General features: G+C 60.0%; 18 protein-coding genes. 14 read left to right on the top strand and 4 right to left on the bottom strand.

The genetic code is table 11. The annotated features are described in order from the left end of the window. The first annotated feature begins 1 nt into the window (after window position 1). From PYTT_RS00750 to PYTT_RS00765, 4 genes are read left to right on the top strand one after another with little or no spacing between them, the layout of a single operon-like run. Window positions 2-943 (top strand): hypothetical protein, encoded by a 942-nt coding sequence (locus tag PYTT_RS00750; RefSeq protein WP_071133176.1) that lies wholly within the window; start codon window positions 2-4, stop codon window positions 941-943. A gap of 57 nt (window positions 944-1,000) precedes the next feature. Continuing rightward, the gene (locus PYTT_RS00755) at window positions 1,001-1,753 is read left to right on the top strand and encodes a metallophosphoesterase family protein (protein ID WP_067772288.1); all 753 of its coding nucleotides are present in this window, start codon (window positions 1,001-1,003) and stop codon (window positions 1,751-1,753) included. A 33-nt stretch (window positions 1,754-1,786) separates the two neighbouring features. Beyond that, window positions 1,787-3,175: an LptF/LptG family permease gene (locus PYTT_RS00760; RefSeq protein WP_083076362.1), complete on the top strand. Its 1,389-nt coding sequence runs from the start codon at window positions 1,787-1,789 to the stop codon at window positions 3,173-3,175. Window position 3,176: 1 nt separating this feature from the next. Beyond that, on the top strand, window positions 3,177-3,863 hold the full coding sequence (locus PYTT_RS00765; protein ID WP_067772294.1) for an HAD family hydrolase: 687 nt from the start codon (window positions 3,177-3,179) through the stop codon (window positions 3,861-3,863). Window positions 3,864-3,953: 90 nt separating this feature from the next. Here the strand turns inward: PYTT_RS00765 and PYTT_RS00770 are convergent, their stop codons facing one another. Further along, window positions 3,954-4,922, bottom strand: coding sequence for a UDP-glucuronic acid decarboxylase family protein (locus tag PYTT_RS00770; RefSeq protein ID WP_067772297.1), 969 nt, complete (start codon window positions 4,920-4,922; stop codon window positions 3,954-3,956). A gap of 99 nt (window positions 4,923-5,021) precedes the next feature. Between PYTT_RS00770 and PYTT_RS00775 the strand changes: the two genes are divergently transcribed. Beyond that, the gene (locus PYTT_RS00775; protein ID WP_071133177.1) at window positions 5,022-5,735 is read left to right on the top strand and encodes a type I 3-dehydroquinate dehydratase; all 714 of its coding nucleotides are present in this window, start codon (window positions 5,022-5,024) and stop codon (window positions 5,733-5,735) included. Between the two features lie 12 nt (window positions 5,736-5,747). Here PYTT_RS00775 and PYTT_RS00780 read toward each other — a convergent pair whose 3' ends face one another. Genes PYTT_RS00780 through PYTT_RS00790 form a run of 3 tightly spaced genes read right to left on the bottom strand, consistent with a single transcriptional unit; the run spans window position 5,748 to window position 8,389 of the window. Continuing rightward, on the bottom strand, window positions 5,748-7,037 hold the full coding sequence (locus PYTT_RS00780) for a 3-deoxy-D-manno-octulosonic acid transferase (RefSeq protein WP_067772304.1): 1,290 nt from the start codon (window positions 7,035-7,037) through the stop codon (window positions 5,748-5,750). A 3-nt stretch (window positions 7,038-7,040) separates the two neighbouring features. Continuing rightward, window positions 7,041-7,607, bottom strand: a complete 567-nt coding sequence (gene rsmD, locus PYTT_RS00785) for a 16S rRNA (guanine(966)-N(2))-methyltransferase RsmD (protein ID WP_067772307.1) — start codon at window positions 7,605-7,607, stop codon at window positions 7,041-7,043. A 59-nt stretch (window positions 7,608-7,666) separates the two neighbouring features. Further along, on the bottom strand, window positions 7,667-8,389 hold the full coding sequence (locus PYTT_RS00790; RefSeq protein ID WP_067772310.1) for a hypothetical protein: 723 nt from the start codon (window positions 8,387-8,389) through the stop codon (window positions 7,667-7,669). Between the two features lie 68 nt (window positions 8,390-8,457). Here PYTT_RS00790 and PYTT_RS00795 point away from each other — a divergent pair, with 68 nt between their 5' ends. From PYTT_RS00795 to PYTT_RS00835, 9 genes are all read left to right on the top strand, one after another. Next, complete coding sequence (locus PYTT_RS00795; RefSeq protein ID WP_067772313.1) at window positions 8,458-8,913, top strand: hypothetical protein; 456 nt, start codon at window positions 8,458-8,460, stop codon at window positions 8,911-8,913. Window positions 8,914-8,920: 7 nt separating this feature from the next. Continuing rightward, complete coding sequence (locus PYTT_RS00800) at window positions 8,921-9,625, top strand: L,D-transpeptidase (protein ID WP_067772316.1); 705 nt, start codon at window positions 8,921-8,923, stop codon at window positions 9,623-9,625. 102 nt (window positions 9,626-9,727) lie between these two features. Continuing rightward, window positions 9,728-10,222, top strand: coding sequence for a hypothetical protein (locus PYTT_RS00805; RefSeq protein ID WP_067772319.1), 495 nt, complete (start codon window positions 9,728-9,730; stop codon window positions 10,220-10,222). Between the two features lie 28 nt (window positions 10,223-10,250). Continuing rightward, on the top strand, window positions 10,251-11,213 hold the full coding sequence (locus tag PYTT_RS00810) for an aldose epimerase family protein (protein WP_067772322.1): 963 nt from the start codon (window positions 10,251-10,253) through the stop codon (window positions 11,211-11,213). A gap of 74 nt (window positions 11,214-11,287) precedes the next feature. Continuing rightward, a complete protein-coding gene (locus tag PYTT_RS00815) occupies window positions 11,288-11,890 on the top strand; it encodes a DUF417 family protein (protein ID WP_067772325.1) in 603 nt (200 codons plus the stop codon). Between the two features lie 324 nt (window positions 11,891-12,214). Further along, entirely contained in the window at window positions 12,215-13,315 is a 1,101-nt protein-coding gene (locus PYTT_RS00820; RefSeq protein ID WP_067772328.1) for a radical SAM/SPASM domain-containing protein, read from the top strand. A gap of 28 nt (window positions 13,316-13,343) precedes the next feature. Then, entirely contained in the window at window positions 13,344-13,949 is a 606-nt protein-coding gene (locus PYTT_RS00825; RefSeq protein ID WP_067772331.1) for a hypothetical protein, read from the top strand. After that, window positions 13,946-14,560, top strand: a complete 615-nt coding sequence (locus PYTT_RS00830) for a hypothetical protein (protein ID WP_067772334.1) — start codon at window positions 13,946-13,948, stop codon at window positions 14,558-14,560. The genes PYTT_RS00825 and PYTT_RS00830 overlap by 4 nt, the downstream gene beginning before the upstream one ends. After that, window positions 14,557-15,192 carry a hypothetical protein gene (locus PYTT_RS00835; RefSeq protein ID WP_067772337.1) on the top strand — a complete coding sequence of 212 codons (636 nt, stop codon included), beginning with the start codon at window positions 14,557-14,559 and terminating at the stop codon, window positions 15,190-15,192. The genes PYTT_RS00830 and PYTT_RS00835 overlap by 4 nt, the downstream gene beginning before the upstream one ends. Window positions 15,193-15,200: the final 8 nt, after the last annotated feature.

Here is a 15,200-nt window from a genome sequence, read left to right on the forward strand (position 1 = left end):
CTTGGCCCCTCCCCCATCCATCCCCCGGCAGCATCGGCTGGCGCGCGCAAGCGGGCGCATCCTGCTTATCGTCGCCTGCTTCACGGCATTCGGATGGCTCATGGCTCCCTGGACAGAAGCAGTACGGCAACGCGAAACCGACGACCGCCTCCTCACCCCGCTCCCTGCCAACAGCGCATCGGATGCCATGCCCCAGCAGCTCGCCTTCATCACCCTCGGAGGCCTCCGCACCCTCGGCGCCGCCATCCTGAAAATGGATGCCGCCGTCGACTGCATGGACCGCAAGGACTGGCCGATGGTCGCCAAACGCTTCGACCAGATCACCGCCCTCGCACCGCACATCGTCTACTACTGGATCGAAGGCGCCGACTACCTCTCCAACAACGCCGCCCCGGACGTACGGGAAACCCCCTCCCTCTCCGAATCCGAACGCATCCGCGCCTCCCGCATGTACTACCGGCAGGCTCTCGCCCTCCTCCGGAAAGGCATCGACAACAACCCCAAAAGCTGGGAACTCTACAACGCGCTCGGCCGCACCCTCAGCATCATCCGCAGAGGAGTCTCGCCGGACTTCGCAGCAGCGGCGGCAGCCTACGGCAAAGCCGCAGCCCTCGGCGGAGGAGACCTGCCCAAACGGCAGGAATTCTACTGCCTTGCCCGTGCAAAAGGCAAAGAACGCGAAGCGTGGAACCTCGGCAAACAACTCTTCCGAGATCCGGACAACCGCCTGCCCGTCCTCGTCTGCTGCCTCTTCGTCCTGCAAAACAAACTGCACTTGCCTAAAAGCGAACGCATCCCGTTCCGCGAACTCTTCCCGACGGATGCCCGTGCCAAAACATGGCTCACACGCTTCCTCCACAACGACCTCAGGCACTCCACCGACGGCATCCGGGAAGAACTCGAACGCCTCCGAGCCCTCCCGAAAAAACAGGAAAACAAGTGAGAGACGCATTCTGACCTTGCGGCAAAACCCTTCCTGTGGCATCCTAACCCCAACATCATGTCCCGCATCGCCATCATCAGCGACATCCATGCCAATCTGGAAGCCTTGCAGGCTGTGCTGGCCGACATCGAGGCCGAACGCTGCACCGGCATCGTCTGCCTCGGAGACGTCGTCGGCTACAATGCCAACCCGGCGGAATGCCTCGAAATCGTCCGCGGCCTCGCCTGCCCCATCGTCAAAGGCAACCACGACGAAGAAGTCGTCTCGCCGACCACCCTCCAGATGAACCCCGTCGCCAAGGCCGCCATGGACTGGACACGGAGCCAGCTCACCGAAGAACAGAAAGACTGGCTGCGCCGCCTGCAGCTCATGCGCCTTGTCCAGCCCTTCACCATCGTCCACTCCACGCTGGACCAGCCCAAACTCTGGCATTATATCGTCAACGCGGGAGACGCCACCTCGAACTTCAGCCGCCAATTCACGGACATCTGCTTCCACGGCCACACCCACGTACCGAAAGTCTTCTATCTGGACGGCAACCGGGCCGTACTCGACGAAGAAATCCAGGCGCAGCTCAACACCGGGAATGCCGAATTCAACCCCGTCCCCGGCCGGAAATACTTCATCAACTCCGGCTCCGTAGGCCAGCCCCGGGACGGCGACTGGCGCGCCTGCTACGCCATCTTCGACACCGATGAAGGCACCGTCTCCTTCCGCCGCGTCGAATACGACCTCCAGCTCGCCCAGAAAAAAATCATCGAAGCGGGCCTCCCCGAATACCTCGCCGAACGCCTCGGCCGCGGCGCCTGATCACTAGGCGCGACCATCATCCACAGAACAGACATGAACCCGGCAGCAGAAAGAATGATCCGACTGATCAGGAAATTCATCCCGGCGCTCGTCCTGTTCATCCTCGGCAGCCTCCTTGCCGCCTACCTCGTCCCCAAGGAATGGGCGCAAATGATCTGGGAAATCCCCGGCTCGCCGGATGCCTACCCCCTTGCCCAGAAAATGCGCCCGTACCTCCTCCTGGCCGGGTGCTACCTCCCTGCCTTCGGAGCCATCGTCTACGGCTTCATGGGCACCATGGACCGCTACATCTCCCGCTGCTTCATCTCCTCCTTCCTCCTCTGCACCGCCATCCTCACCCTCATCTGGCTGCTCGCGGACTTCACGGACAACATGGAGCGCTTCCGCAACAACTTCGACGACCCCCTCACCGGAGCCGGCATCTTCTACGGCACCCAGCTCCCCATGGTCCTCAACCTCATCCTGCCCTACACCCTCCTCATGGGCACCATGTGGGCACTCAGCAAACTCTCCGGCTCCTCGGAAATCACCGGCATGCTCCAGTCGGGCCGCTCCCTCATCCGCCTCTGCATCCCCATCTTCTTCTACTCCCTCCTCGTCGCCGCATTCTACGGCATCTGCACCTACCAGTGGGCGCCCGGAGCCTCCATGTACCGCCAGGTCATGATCCGCGGCAACAACACCAAAAACAAGAACCAGGACGAAAGCAAACAGCTCATCTACAAAAACGAAACCGACAACCGCATCTGGTGCATCGGCGATGCGCCCGACATCATGCACCCCGGCGACCCGCTCCGCAACGTCACCGTCGAACAATTCTCCACACCCGGCAAACTCGCCTACAAACTCTTTGCCGACGAAGCCGTATGGGACTCCAAGAAAAGCCTCTGGACCTTCCGCAACGCCATCTTCCGCCGCCACACCGACACCGACGACATCCCCGTCTTCGACCCCGAACCCGAACACAGCATCACCCGCGACTACCCGGAAAAACCCTTCCAGCTCATCACCCCCAAACAGCGCATCGACACCCTCGGCACCCCCGCCATCCTCGAATCGCTCGACTCCCACTCCAACAGCCGCGACGTCCGCTTCAACCTCCGTACCGAACTCCACACCCGCACGGCCAAAATCTTCACCTGCCTCATCCTCGTCGCCATCGCCATACCCAGCGCCATCACCTTCCAGCGGCGCACCCCCATGAAAGGCATCGGCATCGCCATCCTCCTCGCCGCCCTCCTCCTCGTCATCTACGAAGGCACCACCACCCTCGGCTCCTCGGGCTACCTCCCCGCCTGGCTTGCCGCCTGGCTGCCGAACATCGTCTACACCGGCATCGCCATACACCTCTACAGCACCCAGCTTGCCCACCGCTCCATCCTCGAATGCCTCCGCAGCAAGTGGGAAGCCCGCAAGCACTGACATGACGACCGACGCACTCCACGCCACCATCGCCGCTTCACCGCAAGCCATCATCTTCGACTTCGACGGCCTTCTCGTCGACACCGAATGGGCCATCTACCAATCCTGGGCCCGCGTCTACGAACGCGAAGGCCACACCCTCCCGCTCGACCTCTTCAACTCCTGCCTCGGCAGCGGCTACACCCACTGGAACCCCGGCGAACACCTCGAAAAACTCACCGGAAAAACCTACGACTGGCCAGCCATCGACGGCCTCCGGCAAACCGAAATCGTCCGCGACCTTGAGCATGAAGGCCTCCTCCCCGGAGCCCTCGAACTGCTCGACCACTGCGCCGCCTGCGGCATCCCGCTCGCCGTCGCCTCCTCCTCCTCGCGCCGCTGGGTCGGCGGCTGGCTGGAAAAACTCGGCATCATCCACCGCTTCCGCGGCATCTTCTGCCGCACGGACGGCTACGCCGTCAAACCCGCGCCGGACCTCTTTCTGGCCGCTCTGCAATGCCTCGGCACTCCGGCGAACCGAACACTCGTCCTCGAAGACTCGCGCAACGGCACCCTCGCCGCCCGGGAGGCCGGCATCCCCTGCATCGTCATCCCCAACCGCGTCACCCGCCACGCCGACCTCAGCCCCGCCACCGCCCGCACGGACAGCCTCCACAGCATCCACCACCGGCTTGCCGAACTCTCGTAAGCACGCACAACGGGACGCGGATACAAAGATTCCATCAAAAAAGGGCAGGAACCATCCTGCCCTTCTTCGTACAATGAATCGCCGGAAAGATCAGCCTTTGACCAGCTTCTCGAAATAATCCCATGTCAACTTGATCCCCTCTTCAAACACGACACGGGGTTCCCAGCCGAGCACTTCCTTCGCCCGCGAAATATCCGGGCGGCGCAGCTTGGGATCGTCGGACGGCAGCGGCTTGAACTCCATACCCACCTGCGCTCCGCTCATGCGGAGAATATGTTCGCCGAACTCGCGGATGGTCATTTCACGAGGATTGCCGATGTTGACAGGGTCGGCAAACGAGGAAAGCGAAAGGCGGCGAATACCGTCGATCAGATCGCTCACGTAGCAGAAAGAACGCGTCTGGCTGCCGTCTCCGAAAATAGTGAGCGGCTTGCCTTCCAGCACCTGCCCGATGAAAGCGGGTACCACGCGGCCGTCGTCCAGCCGCATGCGGGGGCCATAAGTATTGAAAATACGCACAATGCGCGTCTCAAGACCGTACTTGCGGCGGTAGGCCATCACGGCGGCTTCCATGTAACGTTTCGCCTCATCGTAGCAGGAACGCACGCCGACGGAATTCACATTGCCCCAGTATTCCTCCTTCTGGGGGTGTACAAGCGGATCGCCGTACACCTCGGATGTCGAGGCCACGAGAATCGTCGCGTCCTTGCGCAGAGCCAGATCAAGGCAATTGTGCGCACCGTAGGAGCCGACCTTCAGTGTCTCGATCGGAATCTGCACATAGTCGATCGGACTGGCGGGCGACGCCATGTTATACACGAAATCGACGCGGCCTTCGACATCCCACAGCTCGGAAATATCCTGCTCCATAAACGTGAAACGATCGTCGTTCGCCAAATGCGCGATATTGCGCTCATGCCCGGTCACGAAATTATCCACCCCGACCACGCGGCACCCGTCCGCCAGAAGTCTGTCCACCAAATGGGAACCGAGGAAACCTGCTGCCCCCGTCACCACGGCGACGGGCCTGTCTTGATCCGAGAGAGTACCGGCATTCATATCGCTAAAAATTCCGTGCGGCCGGCAAAACGCCCTGCAAGCTTGCCTTTTCGGCATTTTTGCTGTACAGTGGGCAAAGTCAGCAGCACAGCCACAGTTATGCATCATCTTTTCCCCGAAAGCAAGCCTTATCCTCCCTATGTCATCGGAGCCGTGACCGACTGGGACACATGGCTTGATCTGAGCGATCCGGCAGGCATGCCGCCCTGCAATGCCGTCGAACTCAGGGTAGATGCCCTGCCCGCCTCCATCGACTGCGATACCATCCTCAACCACTGGATATGGAAACCCGTCCTCGTCACCATACGGCGGCAGGAAGAGGGAGCCTTCCGTCCCATACCCGATGCGGAACGCATGGATGCCGCATGCCGTCTCATGAGCCGTGCTTCCGGCCTCGACTGGGAAATCGCCTGCATGCCGCAAGCCACCGAACTGTTGAAGGAAGCAAAAAACGCCTCCGTCACCATCGTCGCCTCCGCCCACTTCTTCGACCGCATGCCGGAGCTTGACACCTTCCGCAGACTCGAAGAACAGGCACGCAACCAGGGAGCGGACGTCGTCAAATTCGCCTTCCGCCTCCGCACCCTCGACGAAATGATGCGCGGCACCGAAATCCTCAGCCACGCCACCGGCCCCACGGCCATCATGGGCATGGGCCCTCTCGGCCCTACCTCCCGCCTGCTCTACGCCCAGCTCGGATCCGTGCTGGTATACGGGTACCTTGGCGACAACGAATCCGCGCCCGGCCAGTGGCCCGCCCACCTGTTCCAGAACGCCCTGCTCAACCTCGAAGCGTTCCGCACTCCCGAATAAACGGAGCCATCATCACCCATCCGTCCGCTCAAAAAAGCGGCGCACCAGCTCCACGCTGCGGCTCGTCCCGCCTGAATGGACACTCAAGGCATCATACGCCTGCCCGGTACGGGCCAGCGCTTCTTCAGGGCTGGAAAGAACCTCCTTCAGCGTAGCCGCCAAGGCATCGCCCGTACATTGCCAGATACCGCCTTCCGCATTCAGCAGAGCGACAAGATCTTCAAAATTGGACATTTCCATACCGCATACGACAGGCACCCGGCAAACGATCGCCTCGGCAGGATTCTGCCCTCCGGTCGAAAGAAAACTTTTCCCGATCACGGCCACATCGGCCAGCGCCGTCCAATCGCGCAATTCTCCGGTCGTATCGGCGATATAGCACACATCTTGCCCAAGCACCTCAGGCATCTCGCCGGAACTGCGCAGAACGCACTGCCAGCCATCCTCCTCCATATCCTTCACCACGGCATGCCTGCGTTCGGCATGGCGAGGCACGATCAACGGAAAAGCTCCCGCCTCACGCACCGCCCGGGCAATCAGAACTTCTTCCCCCGCATGCGTACTGGCGGCCAACACCACCATGCGCCCGGAAGACAAACGCTCAAGAACAGCGCGGAAATCCGGCCGCAAATGCGGCTTCTCTCCCGTCAACACGTCGAACTTGATGCTTCCTGTCACCTCGATAATCGAAGGATCGACGCCTATACCCTCGAACCGCCCGGCATCCCGGCGATTCTGCACCCCCATGCCGGACAGCCATGAAAACAGGGTGCGCGTCACAGGACGGATTTTCGCATAACGGCGTTCCGAACGCGGGGACAGCCGCGCATTCAGCATCACCATCGGGATCTTCATACGCGCAGCCGCAGCGGCGAAATTAGGCCACAGCTCGGCCTCGATCAAGGCAATGCACTTCGGCCGGAAACGGCGCAGGCACCTCCCAGAAAGCCCCGGAAGATCGAGCGGAGAATACAGCACGCGCACGCCGGGCAATGCCGCCTGCCGTGCGATCTCGTGCCCGGTCGCCGTCGAAGTCGCCAGAACCACCGGCCCCTGCTCTTCCTTCAGCCACTCGCGGATCAACTTCAGCGCGATCATCACCTCGCCCACACTCACCGCATGCACATACAGACCGCCCTGCGGCTCCTCATGGCGAGAGCGCCGGTAAATGCCGAACCGCTCGGCAAGCCCCGTTCCCCAGCCGCCACGCCGCTTCATCTTCACCAGATAACCCGGCAAAGCCAGCACCAGAAACAGAGAAAAAAAACAATTGTAAACGAGCCTCAGCAACAAGCGGGACATGATTCAACCTTCCTGCACCGTATAAAACAAAATCGTATTCTTGCCGTAATGCCGCTGGTCTTCCAGCTTCCACCCCTCGAACTCGCAAGTACGCGCATCGCCCACGCCGTAGCCGAGCTGCGCTTCCGCCACAAACAGGCCTCCCGGCTCCAACAGCTCGCGCAATCTGCCTTTCATCAGCTCGGCGATCATATCGCGGTCGCCCACATATTTGCAATAGGGAGGATCGGCAAAAACGAGATCGTAGCGGGCGCGCTCACGCTTCACAAACTGGAGGCAATCGGCATTCACCACATGGCCTCCGGTCAGTTTCGCCTTCCGCATATTCTCCTCCACCATGCGGCAGGAATTCCGCGATGCATCCACAAAACGGGCGGATGCCGCTCCGCGGCTCAAGGCTTCAAGCCCCAAACCTCCCGAACCCGCAAACAGATCCAGCACGCGCGCTCCTTCCACCCGGGTACCCAGAATGGAAAACAAAGCCTCGCGCACGCGATCCGTCGTCGGCCTCACCTCGCCACGAGGCACCTGCAAGGGCACCCCACCTGCTATTCCGCTGATAATGCGCATAGGCTGAAACAAAAATGCGGAAATCCCGCAAGGAGACTTCCGCACTTTGTAAAACGGGCTTACCTGGCTTTCTTCGGCACAGGGAAACGGAGAGCGTAGTTCTGGCGGGCCAGCTCCGCACCTTCCGGAGTGGTTTCGACGAGGGAATAAATAACGTACACATTCTTGCCGTCGTCCGTCTTGCCGAACGTAATGGACTCCGTCGTCACCGACATGGCATCTTCATTCTTCAGCTTCCATTCCTGCCCCTTCCATGCACCGAACGTATAATCGCCGGTATAGGACACATCCTCGGCGCGCGTCATCTTGCCGTTATTCGATTCCCACTGGTCTTCCTTGGCATTGTACTTCAACGCACTGATGGAAAGAGGGCCCTGCTGCTGCGTCGCGGAAGCGATGCGCCATGTATTATTGCCGGCAGGTTCAAGACCGGCAACCACGGGTTCCATATCCACAACCTGCTTCTTCATCCAGGCTTCCTTGTACTTGGCGTACTCTTCCTTGGAAAGGCCGAAACGCGGATCCCACGGAATCGGATACCCCGGCTTGATCAGCTTGATCAACTCGGCACGTTCGGCATCGGCCATCTTGCTGCCGTTTTTATCGAAAATTTCATGATACTTTGCCACGCCGTCATCCAGCTTGACGCGCACGACATTGCCGCTGGACAATGAACCCACGGGAAGATATTCCTTGAGATCGACGGGTTTAGCCTGGGCGCACACGGTCGAAACCATGGCGGGCACAGCCAGAAGGGTAAGAACAGAAGTAATCGCTTTCATGTCAGTGAGGCTATTCTAGACAATAATAGAGGCTTGGCAAGACATAAAATCAGTGGTAATGTCATGCAATGAAGCATGCATATACCACCCTTTCACTGGCCGCCGCCGCGCTGCTGCTGAATTCATGCGGCTCAGTCACCCCCATGGATCGCATCGCCGAAAACCCGGCAGCCTATCAGGCCTTGACTCCTGCACAGCAAACGCTCGTCCGCGAAGGAAAAATCGAAGCGGGCATGCCACCGCAGGCCGTTTACATCGCATGGGGCAACCCGGCAGCGTCCCCCATCGAAGGATACAAGGACGGCAAAAACTACACCCGCTGGGTCTATTCCCAACTGGAACCCGTCTACACCACTCCGGCCTTCTGGGGAGGCCCGTACTGGGGGCCGGGCCCGTACGGCCATCGCCGCTACTACGGAGGATTTTATACCGGAACGGATGTAACCTACATCCCCCGCAACGTCGCCAACGTCCTCTTCGAAAACGGCAAAGTCGTCTCTTGGGAAACGGCCGTCCCCCGCTAACCGCCGCATGCACGCCTCTCTCCCGAGCATCATCGTCATCGCTGCAGCTGCCGGACTCGCCTCCTGCAGCCACCGCGCCACTACATCCCGGCAAGCCGCCGTACGCGCCGCCTACGACTCCTTCGACCTTCCTGCCCGGAAAGCCTCGAATCCCTCCAAAGTCACCGTCCGCATCAGCCTTGACAAACAGCTCATGTACATCGCTGAAGGCGACCGCCACCAGGACATCCTGCTGGCGGCTCCCGTCTGCGTCGGAGCGCCGGGTTCTCCGACTCCCCGGGGCACCTTTCGCGTGCGTGCCAAAGACAAAAACCACCGGGCCAACACCCACGGCTGGGCATGGAACCCCGCAACCGGAGCCTACCGCCGCTGCTACCGCGCCACCTGCCCCGAGGGCAGCCGCTTCACCCCCACTCCGATGCCGTACTGGATCGAATTCTGCTCCGCCTCCTACGGCATGCACACGGAATACGTCCATCCCCGGCCGAAATCGCACGGCTGCATCCGCATGCACAAAAACATCGCGCCGAAAGCATTCGCCCTCGTCCGCGTTGGCACACCCGTCATCATTGCCGGCAGCCAGCCGTGGGACGCCACGATCGGAACCGCTGTGCCGCGCCCCGTCGACCCGTCCTGCCTGCCCGATACGCCAGCCAAAGACTGCTCGCCCGCCATCTTCTCCGACCACAAACCGCTCGCCTGGCACGAGTAAAAACAGAAAAACTTCAACGAAAACGGAACTCGCAACCTCTAAACAACAGCCAGCCCTCGTCGGCTCTAGAGGAACAAACACCCTCCAAACCAACAAAACAACATGAAAAACAAATACTTGCTCATCACAACGGCTCTGACCGCCGCCTTGGGAATCACCGCATGCTCCCCGACCATGGGAAGCTTCAACACCGTCGGAGCCGACCAGGTCGGCGTCGTCTCGGAAGACTACCCGGCAACCATCGTCAGCGCCCAGAGCGTCACGCAGGAAACCAGCAACACCGCACGCAACCTCGGCACCCTCGCAGGCGCCGCCATCGGTGCAGGTGCAGGCAGCCTCCTCGGCAAAGGCAGCGGCAACGTCGTCTCCACCGTCGGCTTCGGCCTCGTCGGTGCAGCCCTCGGCCGCTACACGCCCACCGTCCTCGGCGGCGAAACCCAGTGCCAGCGCCTGACTGTGCGCGTGGACGGCTCGAAGAAGACCTACACCGTCACCCAGCCCGTCTATAAGGAAATCGGCGCACTCTCGCCCGGACAGCGCGGCACCCTCCGCCTCGCCAGCGGCAAGGGCAGCGTCTTCGTGCCGGACGGCTATTAATCCGCCACCTGGAACCAGCATCACGCACATGAGCGCTTTTGGACACACGCCGGACGGTCGCCCCGTATCCCTCTACACCCTCAGCTCCGACACCCTGACCGTGCAAATCACGGACTACGGAGCCCGCATACTCACCGTATGCGGCCATGGGAGGGACTTCATCTGCGGCCCCAAAACTCCGGAAGCGCTCATGGCCGACACCTGCTACTGCGGTGCGATTTGCGGCCGTGTCGCCAATCGCATCGCCAAAGGGCAGTTCTCGCTCGACGGCGTACGCCACCAGCTCGCCGTCAACAACGGCCCCAACCATCTCCACGGCGGCCTCGAAGGATTCAGCCACAAACTCTGGACCGTACAGGAAGCCGACGACGAAAAACTCATCCTCACCTACACCTCGCCCGATGGCGAGGAAAACTACCCCGGCCGCGTCGAAATCGTCGCCACCTACCGGCTGGACGGCTCTACCCTGAGCCTCACCATGGAGGCCTACACAGACACTCCGACCATCGTCAACCTCACCAACCACGCCTACTGGAACCTCGCGGGAGACGGCACCATCGACAACCACACCCTCGAAGTGCGGGCTACCGCCTACACCCCCGTAGACTCCACCAACATTCCTCTCGGCTCCGTCCTTCCGGTGGAAGGCACCCCCTTCGACCTCCGCCACCCCGCCCTCCTCGGAGAGCGCAACTCCGCCCAATACCCGGAAACGGCGCACGGCTTCGACCACAACTACGCCCTTGCTTCCGAAGACGCCATGCAGGTGGCCGCCGTCCTCATCTGTCCGGCAGTCCACCGCAAACTTGTCGTAGCCACCGATGCCCCCGGCATGCAGGTCTACACGGGAGAATACCTCCCTGCGCCCCGTGCGGGCATCGCCCTTGAGGCTCAAGGCTACCCGAATGCAGTCAACGTACCGCATTTCCCCTCCGTCATCCTCAGGCCGGGCAGCACCGCCAGACGCACCATCGCCTGGACCATCGCCTGAAGGCAGCACCCCCCCTCGCCATCCGAACCGCAACCGCCGTCCGACATCCGAACGGCTCCATTCTCCTTGATCTCATGAACCACTCATTCTCATCACCGGACACCATCATCGCATACGGCAAAAAAATCCGCAGAGCCGGCATCGGCTTCATGCGCATCGCCATCTTCATCATCTTTGCCTGGATAGGCACCCTGAAAGTCTGCCGGTACGAAGCGGACGGCATCGTACCCTTCGTCGCCAACAGCCCCCTGATGAGCTTCTTCTACAACAAGGAAGCCCCCGAATACAAACAGCACATGAACAAGGAAGGGGCCGTCGTACCGGAAAACATCGCATGGCACGAAAGCAACAACACCTACGGCTTCTCTTATGGACTCGGCACACTCATCGTCACCATCGGCACTCTCGTCCTGCTCGGCCTCTTCTTCCCGAAAATCGGCCTCATCGGCGATGCGCTCGTCATCATCATGAGCATGGGCACCCTATCCTTCCTCATCACCACACCCGAAACGTGGGTTCCGGACCTCGGAGGGCCGGACCACGGCTTCCCCTACCTTTCGGGAGCAGGACGGCTTGTCATCAAGGATATCGCCATCATGGCAGGCGGCTTCATCCTCCTCGGCACGGACCTTGTCTGCATCGCACGCCGCAAACTCGCCGCACAGCAACAGGCATAACCGCACGCCACCACCGTCCCTTCAAACCTCCGCAGGCATCCCTGCGGAGGTTTTTTAAAGTCCTGAATAAAAAAAATTGAAAAAAATGCATTCCGTTTCGGACGATGGCGCCGTACAAGCGTTAATAACAACAAAAGCGCACGTCGGGTCACCGAAACCGCTTTTCTGCCCGGCAAGTCGCAAGTCCCTACCCAACCCGAAACGACCACGGAAACAAAAACCCTCCTCCCGCCTGCTGTTGACGGAACACTACCGCCGCCAACCGCACCGGGAGAGGTTCTTTCCCCTTGCCCTCCCGCCACACATCGCATAAAATAAAACGCCATGAACGAAACCGGAACATGCATGCGCTCCTTCCTGCCGAGCACCGCCGTACTGGAACTCACCTACAAATGCAACCACGCGTGCCGCTTCTGCTCCTGCCCCTGGTATGGAGGCATGATCAAACCCGGCAAGGAAATGTCCGTGGACGAATGGAAACAATGCATCACGGAACTTTGCGAAGCCGGCATCACCTCCTTCGCCTTCACCGGCGGCGAAATGCTCCTCAAGGACGGATGGGAAGACATCGTCCACCACGCCGCCTCATTACAGGCCTACCACTATGAAGAAGAAGACGGCGCCATCGTCTGCAAACGCAAACGCCCCTCCCTCTTCCTCCTCAGCAACGGCAAAATCATGAGCGACCGCGTCCTCGACATCTGCAAAATGTACGATGCCAACCTCAGCATGAGCCTTCCCGGAATCACCACCTTCGAACAACACACCTGCGGAGGCACCACGCCCGAACACGTCCTCGACTGGTTCATCCGCGCCAAGGAAAAAGGCGTACGCACCACGGCAGGCATCACCGTCACCTCGGAAAACTACTTCGAACTCTACGAAACCGTCGCCGCCGCCCTGCTCGCCGGGGCCACCACCATCCTCATGAACCGCTTCCTGCCCGGCGGTCGAGGCCTCACCCACCGGGAACTCGATCTCACCACCGAACAAATCAGGGAATTCCCCTTCACCGTCGAAAAAGTACTGGCTCAGGCGGGCCGTTTCGGCTCCGTCGGCACCGAATTCCCCTATTGCCTCGCCCACGACTCCCGCAACCTCAAACACCTCTCCCTGAACACCACCTGCGGAGCGGCCAAAGGCTTCTTCGTCGTCGGCCCATCGGGCATGCTCCGCGTCTGCAACCACTCGCCCAGGGAACTTGTCCACTGGAAACAATGGAACACCCTCATGGAACACCCCTACTGGCGGCAATTCATCTTCAAGGACTACCTGCCCGATGCCTGCAAAGGCTGCACCTTCTCCGGCCAATGCGATGGAGGTTGCCGCGAAGCCGCCCACGTCTGCCACGGCTCGCCTACCGCCGCCGATCCGGCCCTGGCGGCATACACCGAACTACCGCTGCCTCGCATCCTCCCCAATTAAAAACTCGTACTCCTACTCCTCCCATCCCATGAACGGAAAACAAATCATCGCCCTCATCTCCGCATCGTTCGGCGCCGGAACCTTCGCACAGGCAGGTACCGCCGAACTCCAGCAAAAACTCGACGAACTCAAAAACAAACCCGAACCACGCAACCTGCAAGTCGGTGCCATGTGCTACGAAATGGTCACACCGGCCCAGCAGAACTACATTTGCCCTGACTGCGGACAAAGAACCGTCTACCCTGAAATAGACTATTCCAAACAAACAGTCCGGGAACGGAACGAACGCTGGAACATCCTCACCACGCTCAATCTTCTGCCTTCGTTCAACCGCACCCTGGCAACCATCAACCAGACCGCACAGAAAGACGGCTACAGCTTCACACTTGACACCAGCTCCTTCTGTTCCGAATGCGGCAAAGGAAAACCTAAAAAAATCCGCTTGATCGTCCGGCAACCGGATGGAACAACCGCTCCGGCACACCCGGTCGAACTGGACGACCTCCGCATCCTCGAAGCCTTCTTTGCCGGAAAAGACCGGTGGAAAGGCGATCAAGACATGGAACACGCCCTGCAACAATCCCTCCCCCGCATCCGCGAACTCCTCAACCTCCCGGAAACACCCCAGCCATGAACGGAAAACAAATCATCGCCCTGCTCACCGCCTCCTTCGGCGCCGGAACCTTCGCACAGGCAGGCATCCCCGAACTCCAGCAGAAACTCGACGAACTCAAAAACAAGCCGGAACCACGTGATCTAAATCCGGGAGCTATGTGCTACGCTCGCGTCATCGTATCCACATCTCCCGAGCATAAGTATATCTGCCCCGTATGCGGCAACCATACCGTCTATCCTGAAGCGGACGCTGCCAAACAGACACCAGCCCGATACAAGGAACTCACAGGTATCTACGGACAATTACAGCAACTCCAGCTATACACGAAACTATTGAACAAAATAGTACCTCAGGCCACTCCTCATGGTTACATCCTTTCTCTGGATACTACTCCATTCTGCGCCACATGCGGAAAAGACAAACCTAAAAAAATCATGTTGGCCGTCCGGAAACCGGATGGTACGACAACCCCGGCTCAATCTATCGATGAGGATGATCTGCTCATTCTGGATGCCTTCTTCGCCGGAAAAGACCGCTGGAAAGGAGATCAAGACATAGAACATCCGTTAAAACAATCCCTCCCCCGCATCCGCGAACTCCTCAACCTCCCGGAAACACCCCAGCCATGAACGGCAGACAAATCGTCGCCCTCGTCATCGGCACCCTCGCAGCGGGGTGCGCTTCCGGGCCTCCTCCCACCCACAGCCTTGAAGAACGGCTGAACGACCTGAAAAACGAACCTCAGCCATCCGAATCAGGCTGGTTCGACTTTCTTGAAACGGCCTGTTGCTATGCCCCGCCAGCCTCTCCGATTCGTTACGACATACAGGCCTGCACCTACCTTTGCCCCCAATGCGGGCGCAAAACACTGTATCGACCAACCCACTCGCTTACGCTGAATCAATACAACAGCATCGTCAATGCATCGCGCTGGAAGGAATGCCAACAACTCGTCGAACAGATGCAACCCGCAGCCAAAACATACGGCCTGCACCTCTCGCTCGACACGCGGGATCTATGCTCCTTCTGCTCGAAGAAAAATACAGGACTCATGGCAGCACAGAAAGGCATGAACAACCTGTACCTGATCGTCAGGAAGCAGGACGGCACCGTCACCTGCAATTCCTGCAACGGGGACGATCTGACCATTCTTCTCCAATTCCTGACCACGACCGACTGGAAACAACCCACACGGCAATACGGCATCCTTCGCAACCATGTACCCACCATCGAAAGGCTGCTGAACCTCCACTTCGACTGATACACTGT

The sequence above is a fragment of the Neoakkermansia glycaniphila genome, assembly GCF_900097105.1.
Lineage (GTDB): Bacteria > Verrucomicrobiota > Verrucomicrobiia > Verrucomicrobiales > Akkermansiaceae > Akkermansia > Akkermansia glycaniphila.